General features: G+C 48.7%; 15 protein-coding genes and 4 tRNA genes. 4 read left to right on the top strand and 15 right to left on the bottom strand.

The genetic code is table 11. From position 1 onward, the window contains the following. Positions 1 to 30: 30 nt before the first annotated feature. Positions 31 to 1,590: a sensor domain-containing diguanylate cyclase gene (locus CWE15_RS01135; protein ID WP_126756222.1), complete on the top strand. Its 1,560-nt coding sequence runs from the start codon at positions 31 to 33 to the stop codon at positions 1,588 to 1,590. A gap of 33 nt (positions 1,591 to 1,623) precedes the next feature. Next, on the top strand, positions 1,624 to 2,370 hold the full coding sequence (locus CWE15_RS01130; RefSeq protein WP_126756221.1) for a hypothetical protein: 747 nt from the start codon (positions 1,624 to 1,626) through the stop codon (positions 2,368 to 2,370). Here the strand turns inward: CWE15_RS01130 and CWE15_RS01125 are convergent. Further along, positions 2,367 to 2,969 (bottom strand): IMPACT family protein, encoded by a 603-nt coding sequence (locus CWE15_RS01125; protein WP_126756220.1) that lies wholly within the window; start codon positions 2,967 to 2,969, stop codon positions 2,367 to 2,369. The two genes, CWE15_RS01130 and CWE15_RS01125, sit on opposite strands and share 4 nt — an antisense overlap. 84 nt (positions 2,970 to 3,053) lie before the next feature. Between CWE15_RS01125 and CWE15_RS01120 the strand changes: the two genes are divergently transcribed. After that, a complete protein-coding gene (locus CWE15_RS01120; protein ID WP_126756219.1) occupies positions 3,054 to 3,599 on the top strand; it encodes a DUF1415 domain-containing protein in 546 nt (181 codons plus the stop codon). A 10-nt stretch (positions 3,600 to 3,609) separates the two neighbouring features. On the opposite strand, the gene CWE15_RS01115 is transcribed toward CWE15_RS01120, so the two are convergent. The 4 genes from CWE15_RS01115 to CWE15_RS01100 all read right to left on the bottom strand — a co-directional run bounded on the left by CWE15_RS01115 (position 3,610) and on the right by CWE15_RS01100 (position 4,059). Continuing rightward, positions 3,610 to 3,686, bottom strand: a tRNA-Pro gene (locus CWE15_RS01115). 20 nt (positions 3,687 to 3,706) lie between these two features. Further along, positions 3,707 to 3,782, bottom strand: a tRNA-His gene (locus CWE15_RS01110). 59 nt (positions 3,783 to 3,841) lie between these two features. Further along, positions 3,842 to 3,918: transfer RNA gene (locus tag CWE15_RS01105), tRNA-Arg, on the bottom strand. Between the two features lie 64 nt (positions 3,919 to 3,982). After that, positions 3,983 to 4,059, bottom strand: a tRNA-Pro gene (locus CWE15_RS01100). Between the two features lie 246 nt (positions 4,060 to 4,305). Between CWE15_RS01100 and folD the strand changes: the two genes are divergently transcribed. Beyond that, positions 4,306 to 5,175 carry a bifunctional methylenetetrahydrofolate dehydrogenase/methenyltetrahydrofolate cyclohydrolase FolD gene (folD, locus tag CWE15_RS01095; protein ID WP_126756218.1) on the top strand — a complete coding sequence of 290 codons (870 nt, stop codon included), beginning with the start codon at positions 4,306 to 4,308 and terminating at the stop codon, positions 5,173 to 5,175. 11 nt (positions 5,176 to 5,186) lie between these two features. Here the strand turns inward: folD and CWE15_RS01090 are convergent, their stop codons facing one another. The 10 genes from CWE15_RS01090 to CWE15_RS01045 all read right to left on the bottom strand — a co-directional run bounded on the left by CWE15_RS01090 (position 5,187) and on the right by CWE15_RS01045 (position 13,501). Then, a complete protein-coding gene (locus CWE15_RS01090) occupies positions 5,187 to 5,810 on the bottom strand; it encodes a TadE/TadG family type IV pilus assembly protein (protein ID WP_126756217.1) in 624 nt (207 codons plus the stop codon). Beyond that, entirely contained in the window at positions 5,810 to 6,742 is a 933-nt protein-coding gene (locus CWE15_RS01085) for a type II secretion system protein (protein ID WP_126756216.1), read from the bottom strand. The genes CWE15_RS01090 and CWE15_RS01085 overlap by 1 nt, the downstream gene beginning before the upstream one ends. 203 nt (positions 6,743 to 6,945) lie before the next feature. Next, positions 6,946 to 7,389: a type II secretion system protein gene (locus CWE15_RS01080; protein WP_198674952.1), complete on the bottom strand. Its 444-nt coding sequence runs from the start codon at positions 7,387 to 7,389 to the stop codon at positions 6,946 to 6,948. Positions 7,390 to 7,424: 35 nt separating this feature from the next. Further along, a complete protein-coding gene (locus tag CWE15_RS01075; protein WP_157980688.1) occupies positions 7,425 to 8,465 on the bottom strand; it encodes a type II secretion system F family protein in 1,041 nt (346 codons plus the stop codon). Then, positions 8,449 to 8,652 carry a hypothetical protein gene (locus CWE15_RS01070; RefSeq protein ID WP_126756213.1) on the bottom strand — a complete coding sequence of 68 codons (204 nt, stop codon included), beginning with the start codon at positions 8,650 to 8,652 and terminating at the stop codon, positions 8,449 to 8,451. Before CWE15_RS01070 ends, CWE15_RS01075 begins: the two co-directional genes overlap by 17 nt. A gap of 24 nt (positions 8,653 to 8,676) precedes the next feature. Beyond that, positions 8,677 to 9,972, bottom strand: coding sequence for a GspE/PulE family protein (locus tag CWE15_RS01065; protein ID WP_126756212.1), 1,296 nt, complete (start codon positions 9,970 to 9,972; stop codon positions 8,677 to 8,679). A 1-nt stretch (position 9,973) separates the two neighbouring features. After that, the gene (locus CWE15_RS01060; RefSeq protein WP_126756211.1) at positions 9,974 to 10,483 is read right to left on the bottom strand and encodes a hypothetical protein; all 510 of its coding nucleotides are present in this window, start codon (positions 10,481 to 10,483) and stop codon (positions 9,974 to 9,976) included. Further along, a complete protein-coding gene (locus CWE15_RS01055; protein WP_126756210.1) occupies positions 10,483 to 11,634 on the bottom strand; it encodes a hypothetical protein in 1,152 nt (383 codons plus the stop codon). Before CWE15_RS01055 ends, CWE15_RS01060 begins: the two co-directional genes overlap by 1 nt. Next, complete coding sequence (locus CWE15_RS01050; RefSeq protein ID WP_126756209.1) at positions 11,631 to 13,124, bottom strand: hypothetical protein; 1,494 nt, start codon at positions 13,122 to 13,124, stop codon at positions 11,631 to 11,633. The genes CWE15_RS01055 and CWE15_RS01050 overlap by 4 nt, the downstream gene beginning before the upstream one ends. After that, the gene (locus CWE15_RS01045) at positions 13,121 to 13,501 is read right to left on the bottom strand and encodes a hypothetical protein (protein WP_126756208.1); all 381 of its coding nucleotides are present in this window, start codon (positions 13,499 to 13,501) and stop codon (positions 13,121 to 13,123) included. The genes CWE15_RS01050 and CWE15_RS01045 overlap by 4 nt, the downstream gene beginning before the upstream one ends. Between the last annotated feature and the right edge of the window lie 2 nt (positions 13,502 to 13,503).

The raw sequence follows: 13,503 nt of genomic DNA, 5'->3' as shown, positions 1-13,503 counted from the left end.
GGAATACCTTGCAAATAAGGAGCCAAGCCTATGCCCTATGACGAGTCAATGTACGAGCATCAGCTCGCATCCCTTGGCTTTGGATTCTTAGAGCAAGCGCATATTGGTATTATTGTTCAGCTCAGCGCAGTCGATGACGGCCAAACGAACGATATACGCTACTATGCCAATAAAGCAGCTCAAGCGCTTCTTGATCTGCCCTCGGCAATTCTTGACCGTGTTCAGCTTGCCTCTATTCCGTTTACTATTGACCCTGGCCTTGTTGCCTCGACAGACGTAAAGCATCCGCTTCATGCGCCTATTCCGTACGCTCTTTCCCATCCAAACCAAGAGCAACGAAACTTGGTTTTGCATGCTCGGGCTATTTGTCTTGAAGGCCAGACCATTCAAGTAAATAACCAAACTTACTCTTCAGTGTTAATTTTTGAGCGAGACCACCGACTGTTTGTACAACAGCGGCATGTGACCGACTTGCTAACAAGCGAAATTTCTCTCAAAGACATGATCGCTTTTGATAAGCTCATTTCTTCACTATCGACCACGCTTATTAATGTGGACATGCAGGACGCGAAACATGAAATACAAGGCGCATTGGCTGCTCTTGGTGAGTTTACTCAAGCCGACCGAACTTACATTTTTCAGTTTAGCAGTGACTTCTCAGAAATGAGCAATACGTATGAGTGGGTTCGTGAAGGTGTGACCAGCCATAGAGACGAATTGCAAAATGTGCCCCGCGAAGCTTTACCCTGGTTTTCGCAAGTACTAGAAACAGAGGGTTTATTTGTTATTCACGACGTCCGTACCATTCCTCCTGAAGGACAAGCGGAACGCAGTGAGTTTGATAAAGAAAACATTTGTTCTGTTTTGTGTGTCGGTATTTATAATCACCAAAAGCTTGTCGGTATGGTTGGCTGCGACATGGTAGCCCGACGTCGACGCTGGACTGAAGCAGATATTCGTCGCTTAAAGCTAGTAGGCGAAGTCATTACCAATGCCTTACAACGAGAGCATTACATTCATTCATTAGAAGAAGCACAACTCGAGCTGACTAAAGCGAACGAAGCTTTGAAACGCCTTGCGCAAATCGACGGTTTAACCGGCCTAGCCAATCGCCGCCACTTTAATGACACGCTTCAGAAAGAGCTGTCACGGGCTGTACGACACAAAACGCCCTTATGTTTAGCTTTACTCGATATCGACTACTTCAAAGCATACAATGACAGTTATGGCCATTTAGCGGGTGATGCAGCCTTGAAACGAGTTGCAAATATACTAAGCGACCAGTTTCGACGCAGCGGCGAAATGGTGGCGAGGTTTGGCGGCGAGGAGTTTGTCGTGATCATTCCTGGCATGCCCCTTGCGGAAGCTCGTCAACAAGTTCAACATGCATTAGACACCTTGTATGAAACCGCTGTCGTGCATGCAGAAAGCCCCTTTAATCAGCGCCTGACCCTAAGTGCCGGCTTAACGGGCTGTACTGAAGCACAGCAATTAACGGCAGACGCTCTCATTACACAAGCAGACCAAGCCTTGTATGAAGCTAAAGCCAAAGGTCGTAACCTGCTTAGTGTCAAAAAATATATTGAATAAATTTATGCACTCATTATTTAAGGACGTTATAAAATGGTAGTAGACAGAAGCCGCATAAAAAAAATTAAACGAGCTGTCGCTATTTTTATCTTACCTTTCATGCTTATTGCTTGCGCTTCCACCGTCGAGCAAGACCCTAGCGCCAGCGTATTTCTTGAGGGGGATACCTTGGTGCTGCATGGGCCCGCTGACAGACCTGCTGTTGAGCAACTTCTCAACACTGCAAAACTTAACCCAAACATTCGGCACTTCAGAGTACGCAGTGCCGGTGGTGAACCTATGGCAGCAATGGATTGGGGCTACTACTTGTATAAGCACCAACTCAGCTTAGAGGTTGAGGGCTATTGCTTTGACAGCTGTGCCAATTACCTTTTCCCAGCTGCCGCCTCACGTACTTTACAGCCAGACGCCCTCGTCGCCTGGTCTGGCGGCGTGCAACACGAAAGCTGGCTGTACAAATGGACGTTCTCTAGTTTGCCCGGTATGCAAGCAGTTGTAGGTCAGTACTTAAACGCTTCCGCTCGTCGCGAGCGCCGTTTCTACCACAGGATCATGGTATACCAGAAAATGAATATGTTTGGTTTCGACGACAACGTTGGCTGTATGAATAAAGGCAACCACACAGGCTTTTACTATTCTGTCGCCGACTTACTCATGCTGGGCATTGGCCGTGTGACTCGAGAAGGTGTTCCCTGGGACAAAACCTTTGACCACTACCCGGAAGAGCTTTGTCGTGTTGAGCTAGATCCCGTGGAGATGTTGCAACGGTACTATAATTAAGAGCTGACAAACCTTGCCCCCTGGCCTGCTAAAAAAGCAAGTAGGGTCGGCTGCAACTCTTCAACGATGTCTACCGTTAAGAACACCTCGTTCTGATAATCCACCTGTTTTATATCGCCATTGTGCTCACTGAGCCAATGGCGAATGGGCTGCTCTTTAGAAAAGTCGCAGGCTATTTTAAGCGCAACTTTAGGTTGGTATAAGGAAAGCTTGAGTGCACTTACCGCCTGTTCAGCAGCGGCCGAGTAAGAGCGTACCAGACCTCCAGCCCCAAGTTTAACCCCGCCAAAATAACGGGAAACCACCACCATTAAATTACCAATTTCTTTATGCTGAATCACATTCAGAATAGGCCTGCCTGCGGTACCCGAAGGCTCACCGTCATCGTTCATAGCTGCACTATAAGGAGAGTGTGGTGAACCTAATTGGTAGGCCCAGCAGTGATGCCAGGCCTCTGGGTAGCGCTGCTGCATCAGTGCCAATATTTCCATTGCCTGCTCACGACTTTCTGCAACCCCGGCACGAGCTATGAATCGGCTTTTCTTTATTTCGAACTCAACTTCAACTTGAGAAACAGGAACCCAAAAAGATGTACTCATAATGAAATTCACAACTCCACGTAAATCGTCTTATAATGCTTTCCCTATAAAGACTATCCGACATTGACCAAGGCGTCCTTGAACATGAATGAAGCACAAGCAATAGAGGCAACGCAGCGCTGGTTAGAATGGCTTGTCATAGGCCAAAACCTATGCCCTTTTGCCCACAAAGAGTTCGCCCGCAAGCGCATTCATTATGCCTATCAAGCTGACCATTCAGACGATGCCTACTATGATAGCTTAATTCTTGAGGTAAAACGGCTTATTGAACAGCCAGAAATAAGCACTAGCCTGCTCATCTGGCCCAACGCCAAAGACTTCGAAGGTTTTTTAAGTTTAATTGGTATGGCAGAGCAGGTACTACAAAGCCATGGTTGGCATCACCACTTTCAGTTGGCTCACTTTCATCCAGAATATTGCTTTGCTGACACGTCAGAAGATGACCCTTCAAACTATACAAATCGCTCGCCAGTTCCCATGTTACACCTACTGAGAGTAGACCAGGTGGCGCGCGTGCTGGAGAAGTACCCTCATCCCGAAAGCATTCCCGAACGGAATATTCGCCACACACTTGCGATGGGCAAAGAAAAGCTGGAGCAACTATTAGTAACGTGTAAAAAGGGAAAGTAATTCGTAAAGATGGTCGGCGATGCAGGATTTGAACCTGCGACCCCTTGGACCCAAACCAAGTGCGCTACCAAACTGCGCTAATCGCCGATACATAGTATTGAAAAAGATGGGGTGGATGATGGGACTCGAACCCACGACAACCGGAATCACAATCCGGGGCTCTACCAACTGAGCTACACCCACCACTGAGGTATTCTTTGTTGTAGTGACCTACAGTGTACAGAAAAGTGCTATTCCATCGCTGGCGCACCCGGCAGGATTCGAACCTGCGACCGACGGCTTAGAAGGCCGTTGCTCTATCCAGCTGAGCTACGGGCGCGCGGTTTGCAGCGACACTATGTCCTTACTGCGACGTCCTATACTGCCGTTTTCTGTTGCATAAATGGTCGGCGATGCAGGATTTGAACCTGCGACCCCTTGGACCCAAACCAAGTGCGCTACCAAACTGCGCTAATCGCCGCTTACACTTACTTGCATTGCTACCTCTAGTGCCTTTGAAGCGCTAGGTGATAACGGGAGCGAATATTACCTATCCGATGTCGGGTCGTCAATCCTTTTTTACGAAGAAAGTACCGTTCGCTCACTTTTAAGCCACACTTACTGCATAAAGTACTATTATTACCCAGTTAGCTGTTTTTTAGCTTCTTTTTTTGCGAAAATAGTAGGCCTGTTCTGCTCTTACTATTCTAACCTTGGATAAATGCTCATGAGTAACCCATCACACGCACAACTTATTGACGGCAAAAGCATTGCCGCACATATCCGTCAGTCTGTCGCCGAGCGTGTTGCTTTACGCCGCAAAAAAGGTTTGCGCGCTCCTTGCTTAGCTGTTGTTCTTGTTGGCGAAGACGCAGCTTCAAAAATATACGTTGGCAGTAAACGACGAGCCTGTGAAGAAGTCGGCTTTGAGTCACGCGCATATGACTTGCCTGTCACCGCGTCTCAAGAAACTTTAGAGAAGCTTGTCGATAAGCTAAATGCCGATACAAGCGTTGATGGCATTTTAGTGCAGTTACCCTTGCCAGCGGGCCTAAACGCAACGACTATTCTTGAACGTATTTCACCCAGCAAGGACGTAGACGGCTTCCACCCATATAATATTGGCCGCCTCACCCAGCGTATTCCGTTGCTGCGCCCATGCACGCCATGGGGGGTTATTAAATTACTAGAAAGCACAGGTACCGACTTACACGGGCAACACGCTGTGGTCGTTGGTGCATCCAACATCGTAGGGCGTCCTATGAGTCTGGAGCTTTTGCTGGCCGGCGCGACTACCACTGTATGTCACCGTTTTACCAAAGACTTACGCCACCATGTGGAGCAAGCTGATATTGTTGTAGCCGCCGTAGGGAAACCTGCATTTATTCCTGGAGAATGGATTAAGCCTGGTGCGATTGTTATCGACGTGGGTATTAACCGGCGTCACGACGGTAGCCTCTGTGGCGATGTGGAATTTGATGTGGCACAACAACGAGCAAGCTGGATTACTCCCGTGCCTGGCGGTGTAGGCCCTATGACCGTCGCCTGCCTCATGGAAAATACACTAACAGCCTGTGAAATGTTTCACTGCAAATAAGCCTATAGTTATTAATAGTGCCACTCTCTTTTCCTATGGAGTGGCACTTTCGCTGTCGAGGTTAGGGGTACATAGACCCCTGTCAAGAGGAGGCTTTCCACTCCGCAGGCTCCGTCCCCCTGACTAAACGCCTTTTTTATTAATTTCGCCACAACGGGCACCTTGAGCTTAAAACACCAGCGTACTTGCACCTCCAGGTTGGACAATTGCAGCCATTGTTCTGCTTCCTCTAAGCTCACGTCGTATTTTTCTTTTAATTGCAGCTTCGCGTACACAGGGTCTAGCGTAAACGTTTGTGTATTTGCGTTGTAATCAGCCACAGCCTGCGCCTGTTTCTTGTCTGGTAATACCAAATGAATATGCGGTAAGGGTACGTGCTGGCCAAGTGGCTTTATTCGCTGTTGGAAAACGGCTTGCTGCGCCAATGTGTCTTCAGGCGCTGTTGCAGCATAGAGTGCCACATAGCTTGTTGCAGATATTAATAGCTGCTGCGCCAGAAATAGCCAAATCAACTGTACAATAGCCGCAGCCAGCAAAAAGAATAAGGGCAAGGCCACCAATCCTTCCACTAAGCTTTGCCCTTTCTGGTGCTTAATTGGGTTTCCTTTTAAAGAAGAGATGCTACGGAAAAGCATTACTGACAGCCTCCAGCAGCTCGACACTCCATCCAAGCAAGCTCCAGGCTCTGTAAGCGTTGCTGTGCATCCACTAAGGCCCCCTCTGGGGTTATTACATCTGTTGCTTGTATACTGCCTACAGCCAACGAGTCGACCGTTAAGTACTCCGCTTGCAGCTGTTCCACTTGCAGTGTGTGAGCCTGAGCGGTGTCAGCTGCCAAGTCATTCACAAGTAAAGTCCCGACTTCCACTTCACCCAGTACGCCATGGGTGACAGATACTTGTTCGGCTTCCAATAATAAGCTTTGCACATACTGAAAAGTGGCTGTGTCAACGGTTAGCATGCTTGCATTGAGCGCTTCCACATCTAGCTGGGTTACGAAAGCCATATCTGCTTCAATCTGCTCCACTGTGGCTGCATTCACTGCTAGCTGATCAAACTCCAGTAAGTTATTTCCCCCCATATTTAAGTCAACACTCATGGTATTCAACTCTGGTTTATTTGGCACCGCAACACGGTGCAGTGCAAAGTCTGTAGTTAACGCTTGGATAGGTTTTGGAATAGGTACAGCAACCCCACTAGCTGTCACTTCACTCTGTACTAGGCGCGCTAATAACCATGCCTGCACCTTGTCGTTCGGCGTTGGAGTGACAAGCAACAAGCGATCCTGGTCTTTTTCTAAGAACAAACTGCTTTGCCAAGGCGTTAAAACTTGCTCTGGGGAAAGCACTTCTTGTAGAGCTTTCGGAAAGTTATGGTGGGTTTCATAGAACTGATACAAAGCCACTTTAGCTGCTTCAACCGTCGCTAATAAATGTCCCTGTACCTGTTGCCTGTGTTGTAAGCTTTGGACTTGGCTATAGGTCAATAACAAGCCACTTGCTAGTGCCAATACGGCAACAAACTCCAATAAACTAAACCCCCTATTTTTGCTTACACTGCTGTTCATGTGACTCTCCAAACATCCATTGTTCGTCAAATCTTTGTTGGGACTGCCAGTAACCGTACCCGCACACTAACTGGGGTTGTAACGACGTGTTAGGTTGTTTGCTTGCTACCAACCCAAGCAGGCTCAAACAGAGCCCGCTTACAAGCGCCAACGTTAAAAGTAGCTCAAACAAAGTATACCCAACCAAGTGCCTGCTATTTGCTTTAACCTTGGAACGTGACATACAGGGTGTTTCCAGAAAAACTTACTGACGTGGCAATTTCGGAGTAGTCACGCACGAGTCGCTGCCCTTCTTCTGCAACCCGTATGTTGGTAAAGCTCACAACATAACGCGTAGCATCGTCTCCATCAACAGACACGCTAATGTCTCCCCCCCAAGGGTTAATACTAGAGCCAGACTTCCAGTCGGTTGGTACTGCTGCAACTTTAGACAGCTCGTCAATAGAGATGTTGGTATACGTGCCATTACGAGGGCGCCACTGCTGTACACCTGACTGTATGGTTGCTATTTGCACCTTTGCGTCGGCCACCCGTGCATTGCTTGCGGCCCAGTCGCGTAATGCCAATACCCCAATCGTGGCCAGGGCAATAATGCTAAGCACTGCTAAAACTTCAATAAACGTAAATCCTGAGTTGTTTCGTTTCATGTTCACCATCCTTAGTTAATCATTAATCCCTCGGTCTAGACCCACTCGGTCACCATGCTGCTTACCGCTTGTCCTAGGCCAAGTCCAAGTAATGCTATAAGCCCTAAAGCGAGGCTGTAGCAAATAACTGACAGCAACCAAAGGTGCTTTTGCATACGCCGCACGGCTCGTTGTTGAAGGCTTGAGGCTACATCTTGCAGTTGTTCGCTGCGTTCACGGACCGAGCCTGCGGACATTTGTAATTGCATAAGAGTAATACGGTCTACTAAGGTCGATCGCATGACGTCAGTCAACGAGAGTACCCCGAGTGCAAGGGCCTCTTGCATATGAGCATAATGACGCTTCGCTTGACCTGTTGCGCGCTCTTGTAATAACTGCACCGCTCTATTCAAGCTCACTTGCTGCCCCAATAACATACCTAACGAGTAGCAAATTCCGGCCAAAATAAAAAGGCGATAAACTTGGCTTTGGCTAATCTCTCCAACGGATTGAGCCAAACTATAGCCATGCTTGATAGCTGCAGAGCTTGCCAGCACGAGAAAGCCAACAAGAGCACCTGCTCCAACAAATAATAACCAGGGAACAAGTTTGGCCGCCCCTTTTAAGTAGCTTGACCAGTGCAGTGTTACTGGGCCACTTGCCATAGCCTCAAGCCGTGGCAATATGATGGCCCCTGCAAACCACACGGCCACAACACTGGCTAGCAGCAATATGCATGGGTACAGCAGTTTCTTTATTCCTTCCTGCGTTAACCCTTTTCGCTCTTGGTGCATAGTCCCAAAAGCCAACATCGCTCTTTTTAACTGATTCGGGTCATGACTGCTTTTCATGACCAAGACTAAATCTGCGTCAAAGTGCCGTAACAAAGACTCACTTAAACTGCGTCCTTGAGCTAGCTTCTCCTGGATATGCACCACCACTTTGCTCATCTGCCTTGCCGCTATCTCCTCTGCGCAAGCATGCATGATCTGTAATGCTTGCGACAAACTAAAACCTCGAGTCAAGCTGTCGCTTAAATCTATTAGAAACTGTATCTGCGTTTGTCTATTTAGCTTTTCCCTATGTAACTGCAGCATGTTGCATTCTCGCCTTCGACTGTTGTTGAGCAACTTGCAGTAACCCCGGCACCAGCTCTTCCGCATGGTGTGGGTCAATCACACCTTGGTAAATAAGAGCAGATGCATTAAATGCCATGGAGTCCCAGCCTTGCTCCAACAAAGCCTCTTGCCAGCTCACAAAGTCTTGTTGCTGAATCCATTTCATCGCATATGCGTCAGGAATAATAAGTTATGATATAGCGAGGCGGCCCTGTAAGCCTGTGTGTTGGCACGTTTCGCAGCCGTCTATGCTTTGTAATGACACCTTCCCCCAAGTGGCGTGCTGCCCTTGCTGCTTGCATTGCGGGCATAATTTTGGCAGAAGTCGCTGTGCAAGTAGACCGGCAAATAAACCTGGCTGGCTTAATTGTGTTGGGGCTATACCTAAGTCGATCAGGCGAGAAATAATCCCCATAGCGTCATTTGCATGGATAGTGGAAATAACCAAGTGCCCCGTTAAAGCAGCCGTTATGCCGGCTTTTGCCGTTTCCACGTCGCGAATTTCACTGACCTCAACAAGGTCAGGATCTTCTCGCAGGACCGATTTGATCATATGAGCAAAAGCCAAAGGATCTTGGTCTGTAGGTACAAACTTCTGCTCTATATGAGGTTGAATAATCTCCACTGGGTCTTCTAGTGATATCACCTTGCGGGACTCAGGTACGAGCCGGTTTAGGGCTGCTAGGGTTGTGGTTTTGCCATGCCCTGTTGGCCCTGATATCAATAACAAGCCCGTTGCTTGTGCCATGACCTGCTGCAACTGCGTCACGCGGCTCGGCGAAAATCCAAGGTTGTATAAATTAGGTATGCGTTGCTGTTCGCTCGCTTGAATACGCATGGTGACAGAAAAGCCGTCTCGACATGGTGACTTCTGGGTCCGAATGCGCAGGCGTTCACCACTGTCTGGCAGCGTAAGTGAAATACTAGCGCCACTCATTTGCCGTTCGTCAAACACTTCACGAAAGTCATCCGACTGTGTATTCAATGCTGCTGCAACAGCTTCTGTAACGGACGTCCTGCTCCGTGTAGCTTGATGATATAACAAACCATCAATTCGGTAAGCGATGCGTGCCTCGCTCCCCGTCATGCGCAAGTGAATGTCTGTTGCACGTAAACGATAGGCGTCCACTATAATATCGAGCAACGCACGCTTGGCCATACTTTGTGTTTCTCCTACCAAGTTAGCTCGCGCCAGCCGATCCCGACGAAAGGCGTCTGCGTCAGCCAAGTATTTGCGAATAAGAGCAATGGGCGCCGTGCCCCAAGTTAGTGCCGGGTAGTGGCGCTCTGCTTGCGCAGTTAAATTGCACAAGCTTTGCATATTTGTATGCCAAGCAGGGGCCGAGGCGAGCAAAAGGCCATTATCTAAAATAACCGCCCCCTGTTCGTGGCTATTCCAGTCTTCCTGTGCCGCTAGGGTGATGTCTAACAGCACTGGACAGGCTTGCACCGACCCTAGTTCTGAGGCTTCTTCTATGCTGCGCACTTTAACCCCCTACCTTTAGCGTATGCCTACGCTCTTGATGCTGTAAAATAACTCTATCCGAGCGGACAATGACTCGAATATCGCCCAAAATAATGTCGTTGTGTGCGGTTGAAAAAATATGTTCCCCATAGGCAAGCCGGGCTAACCATTGGTTATTTCGCATAAACAAAGCCAATAAACGAAATCGGTGCAGGTCCACCTGGAAAGCGACCTGAGTGTCGCTCCTGGGCTCTTCAGCATGGGCAACATCCGCTGCCGAAACTAAAACAGATAGTTGCCGCATGGCATGTAAGGCTTCTGCTGCCTGCAGCTGATACTGCATTTGACGAGCACGGCTTTCCGCTTGTTGTTCTAGCAACCGTTGATTTCGAAGTGACAAAGCTAGCTGTTGGTGTTGCTGCCCTTCTGCAGGAAACATTGCATGCTGTGTGAGCTGCTCTTGCTGTTCCTCTACGGTCAAGAGGTAGCTGTCCTGTGCCGTAACAGCCGCCGTAAGTAATAGCCAGTACATTACCCTAACGCTCCTATTGCTTGCATGGTTATTTGCCCTGAAATCAAATGACTTTGCACCTGGAAAGCGCCTTGAGTTAATTGCAAAGGAAGGCCATCAAGAATCCCGGCTAAAGTCAGCAGATCAGGCAAGTGGTAATCGTGCAGTTCAATCGTTATTTGTTGCTGTTGCCAGTTTGCTACCCGCTGCAACTTACCAAGCTTTAAGCGACTCGATGGCAACCAAAGGGTCAGTTGAAAGTCAAGCCAGTCGGTTAACTCCGTAACGGTATGCCACTGTACGTCACTCGGGGCAGAGATGGCACTTGGCAGCTGTATTGCCCGCGTTAACTGGGCATATCCTTCATTCAGCTGCACGGCCAGTGCATGCTTGCGAGCATAGTCTCTTAAACTTTGTATACTGCCGGTCTCGCGACGAAGACGGTAGCGCACGGACTGAGGAGAATACTCAACGCGCTCAAGCTGCCAGCCAAGCAATTGTTGCAGCATAAGTTGCTGATTATAGTCGAGCCTTAATAAGGGAATAATATTCGCCCCTGTTGTCGCCAACCGCGCTTCAAAGGCTACGCCAGGGTCTTGCCATTCAGGTTCACTGTGCCAAGGTGCCCACGTATTCAGACCATACCCAATAAACACCAACAGACTAATAATACTCACCAACCCCAGCCATGGCTTCGACGACAGGCGTTTTACAGAATACATTTTCAGTTTCTGCTGCTCCCTGTCCGAAAGAGTAGGCCACGGGTGTTTATCTTCGTTTGGTATTTCGGCAGTTACATCTAACAAGGCTGCCTGGCTTGCATCATCTAGCCAGAGCTGAGGGCGAAAATGCTTTCGTTGTAATAGTAAGGTCACCAGCGCACTTACTTTTTCTTTATCCCCCAGGAAACAGACCAGCACACCTACTTTGTCCCATGCATAGATAAACTTTCGCCCTTGTAACTGGCACACAGCAATACCCTGAGGACTTGTTTTGCCTTGAGCAAAGAACTTCGGGTAAACCAGTACGTTCGCAGATGCACAGAGTAACCAAGACTTACCACCCCAGATAAAGCGCTCCGCATAGCCGCCTGGGTATAGTTGTGCTGCTTGTTTTAAGCGCTTATTAAAACCGCCACGGGGAACAGGAAACAAGGCCAGCGTTTGACTCATAACATATTCCCCGAAGGTAAAATGCGCGGCGTTAACAGGACGATTGTTTCCGTGTGTTGGTGTTGGCTGCTGCGCTGACCGCCAAACAACCAAGGCAGCAACCCTTTCTTTCCTTTCCATTGACGACGCGTATTTTGTAAGCCTGAAATTAAAAGCGTTTCTGCATTGCCAACAATTGCCTTCATAAAGAACTTTTTACGGGTGGTTTGTGGCGTTTGTATCAGCTTGTCGCCCGAATTGATTTGGTCAATACCAAGTAAGTCGCTCAAGCTGGTGGAGAGCTGTAGCAGAATTTGCTCGTTGGATATTTTAGGCAGCAAATATAACTCAAAGCCCGTTCGCACCACACCAGGTATCAATAAGTCACTACTGCCCACGTTTGCGGTTGAACTACTGCCCGCTGAGGCTAAATAGGTCACGTTTTCTTCGAGCACAACTTTGGATATTTGGTTATTGAGCGACACCATGCGCGGATGGTTACTTACTTCCACCACCCCTTGTTCCTGCAACGCTTGTACTAGCAGTTCAGACCCAGCAAAACGACCTGCCGTTTGCATAAAATGCACCCCAGATGCACCTTGTTGTATGCTTTGTGTGCCGCCCCCAAATAAATTCAATATATTCGCCCCAGACACGCGCTCGGACAGCAAGCTCCAGTCTATGCCCCGTTGGTCTTGATCTGTAAACACCACATCAATCACTTGTATATCTACAGCTACCTGACGTGTAAGCCGTGCGTTTTGCTGCAATAAGTATTCCCGCACAAGCTGCACATGCTGAGGTAAGTCTCGCACCAATATGGACGTTGAGCTCTGATTGATGGCTATCGACCCCTGGCTAGAAAGTAGCATGGTCAAAGCCGAAGTTAAGTCCTCCCACACGGAAAGCTCTTGGCTGGTAAAGTTTAAGTATTGGCTGGAATCGTCGTTGACGCTTCCACCCGTCACCATAAGTTGCCCTTGCTGGCCACTGCCCTGACTTTGTCGCGAGCCGTCGTCCCCGAGAAAAAAACTGGTTTCACCTGCTAAAAATGCCACATCAAATTCAGCTATCTCGTATTGTCGCCATACCACCAGCCCCTCTTCAGCCGTATAAGACAGCCCAGTCGCTAACGCAATGCGCTGCAAGGCTTCCCCTAAAGTCCCTTGCAGGCGGAGAGACAATGGTATGGTTGCGTCGATGTCATCAAGTAAGCGGATACTAACCCCCTCGGGAGAAAGTAAGTCTTTTAACGCGTGCTCTAGTGGATATTCATCAAACGCAAAATGAACGGGGCGCTGAAACCACTCTGGGCCTTCTGTGCTTGGCAAGTTAAGAGGCGGGACAAAATAACCTTGGGATCGCACTACGTGACGCAGCTCTGTTGCTGGCGACTCTTGGTTACGCGCGTCAGCTAAGCGTTGCACGGCACTCCCTTTCACTTCGTCGAAGGGCGTGGGCGACTGGCAACCCGCTAACCCTATTAAAAAACAAAAAAGGAAGCGTTTCATGGCTGGGTCGCCTGTGGCATATAATCGACAACCGCCGTGTGGTTTGGGTGCAAAGCCACTCGAAGTTGATAAGGTTTCAGCAAGTTTTCAAGCAGCTGATCCCAGCTAGGCGCAACAAGCTCAAAGTAGGTAGGCCAAGTGTGGTGGTTGTCCGCATACCAAACAACACGTTGAACACCCCAATGCTCGGTGAGGAGCTTTTCTAATTGCGGCCGCAATAGAGCCGCTTCAAGCTTGTAGCGCACAGGAGGCTCAAAGCGAGCTGATGCAAACTCGGTAGGCTGGGTAAAAGGTAAACAATCATGATCTAACGCAGGCACTGCAAATGAAGTACTTGCAAGAGCTGCGCCGACGACAATCCGTGTCATCCGTCGCATAG

It is taken from the genome of Aliidiomarina taiwanensis, assembly GCF_003987015.1.
Lineage (GTDB): Bacteria > Pseudomonadota > Gammaproteobacteria > Enterobacterales > Alteromonadaceae > Aliidiomarina > Aliidiomarina taiwanensis.
Note: the sequence above shows the minus strand (reverse complement) of the source record. Positions and strands in the feature narration are given on the sequence as shown.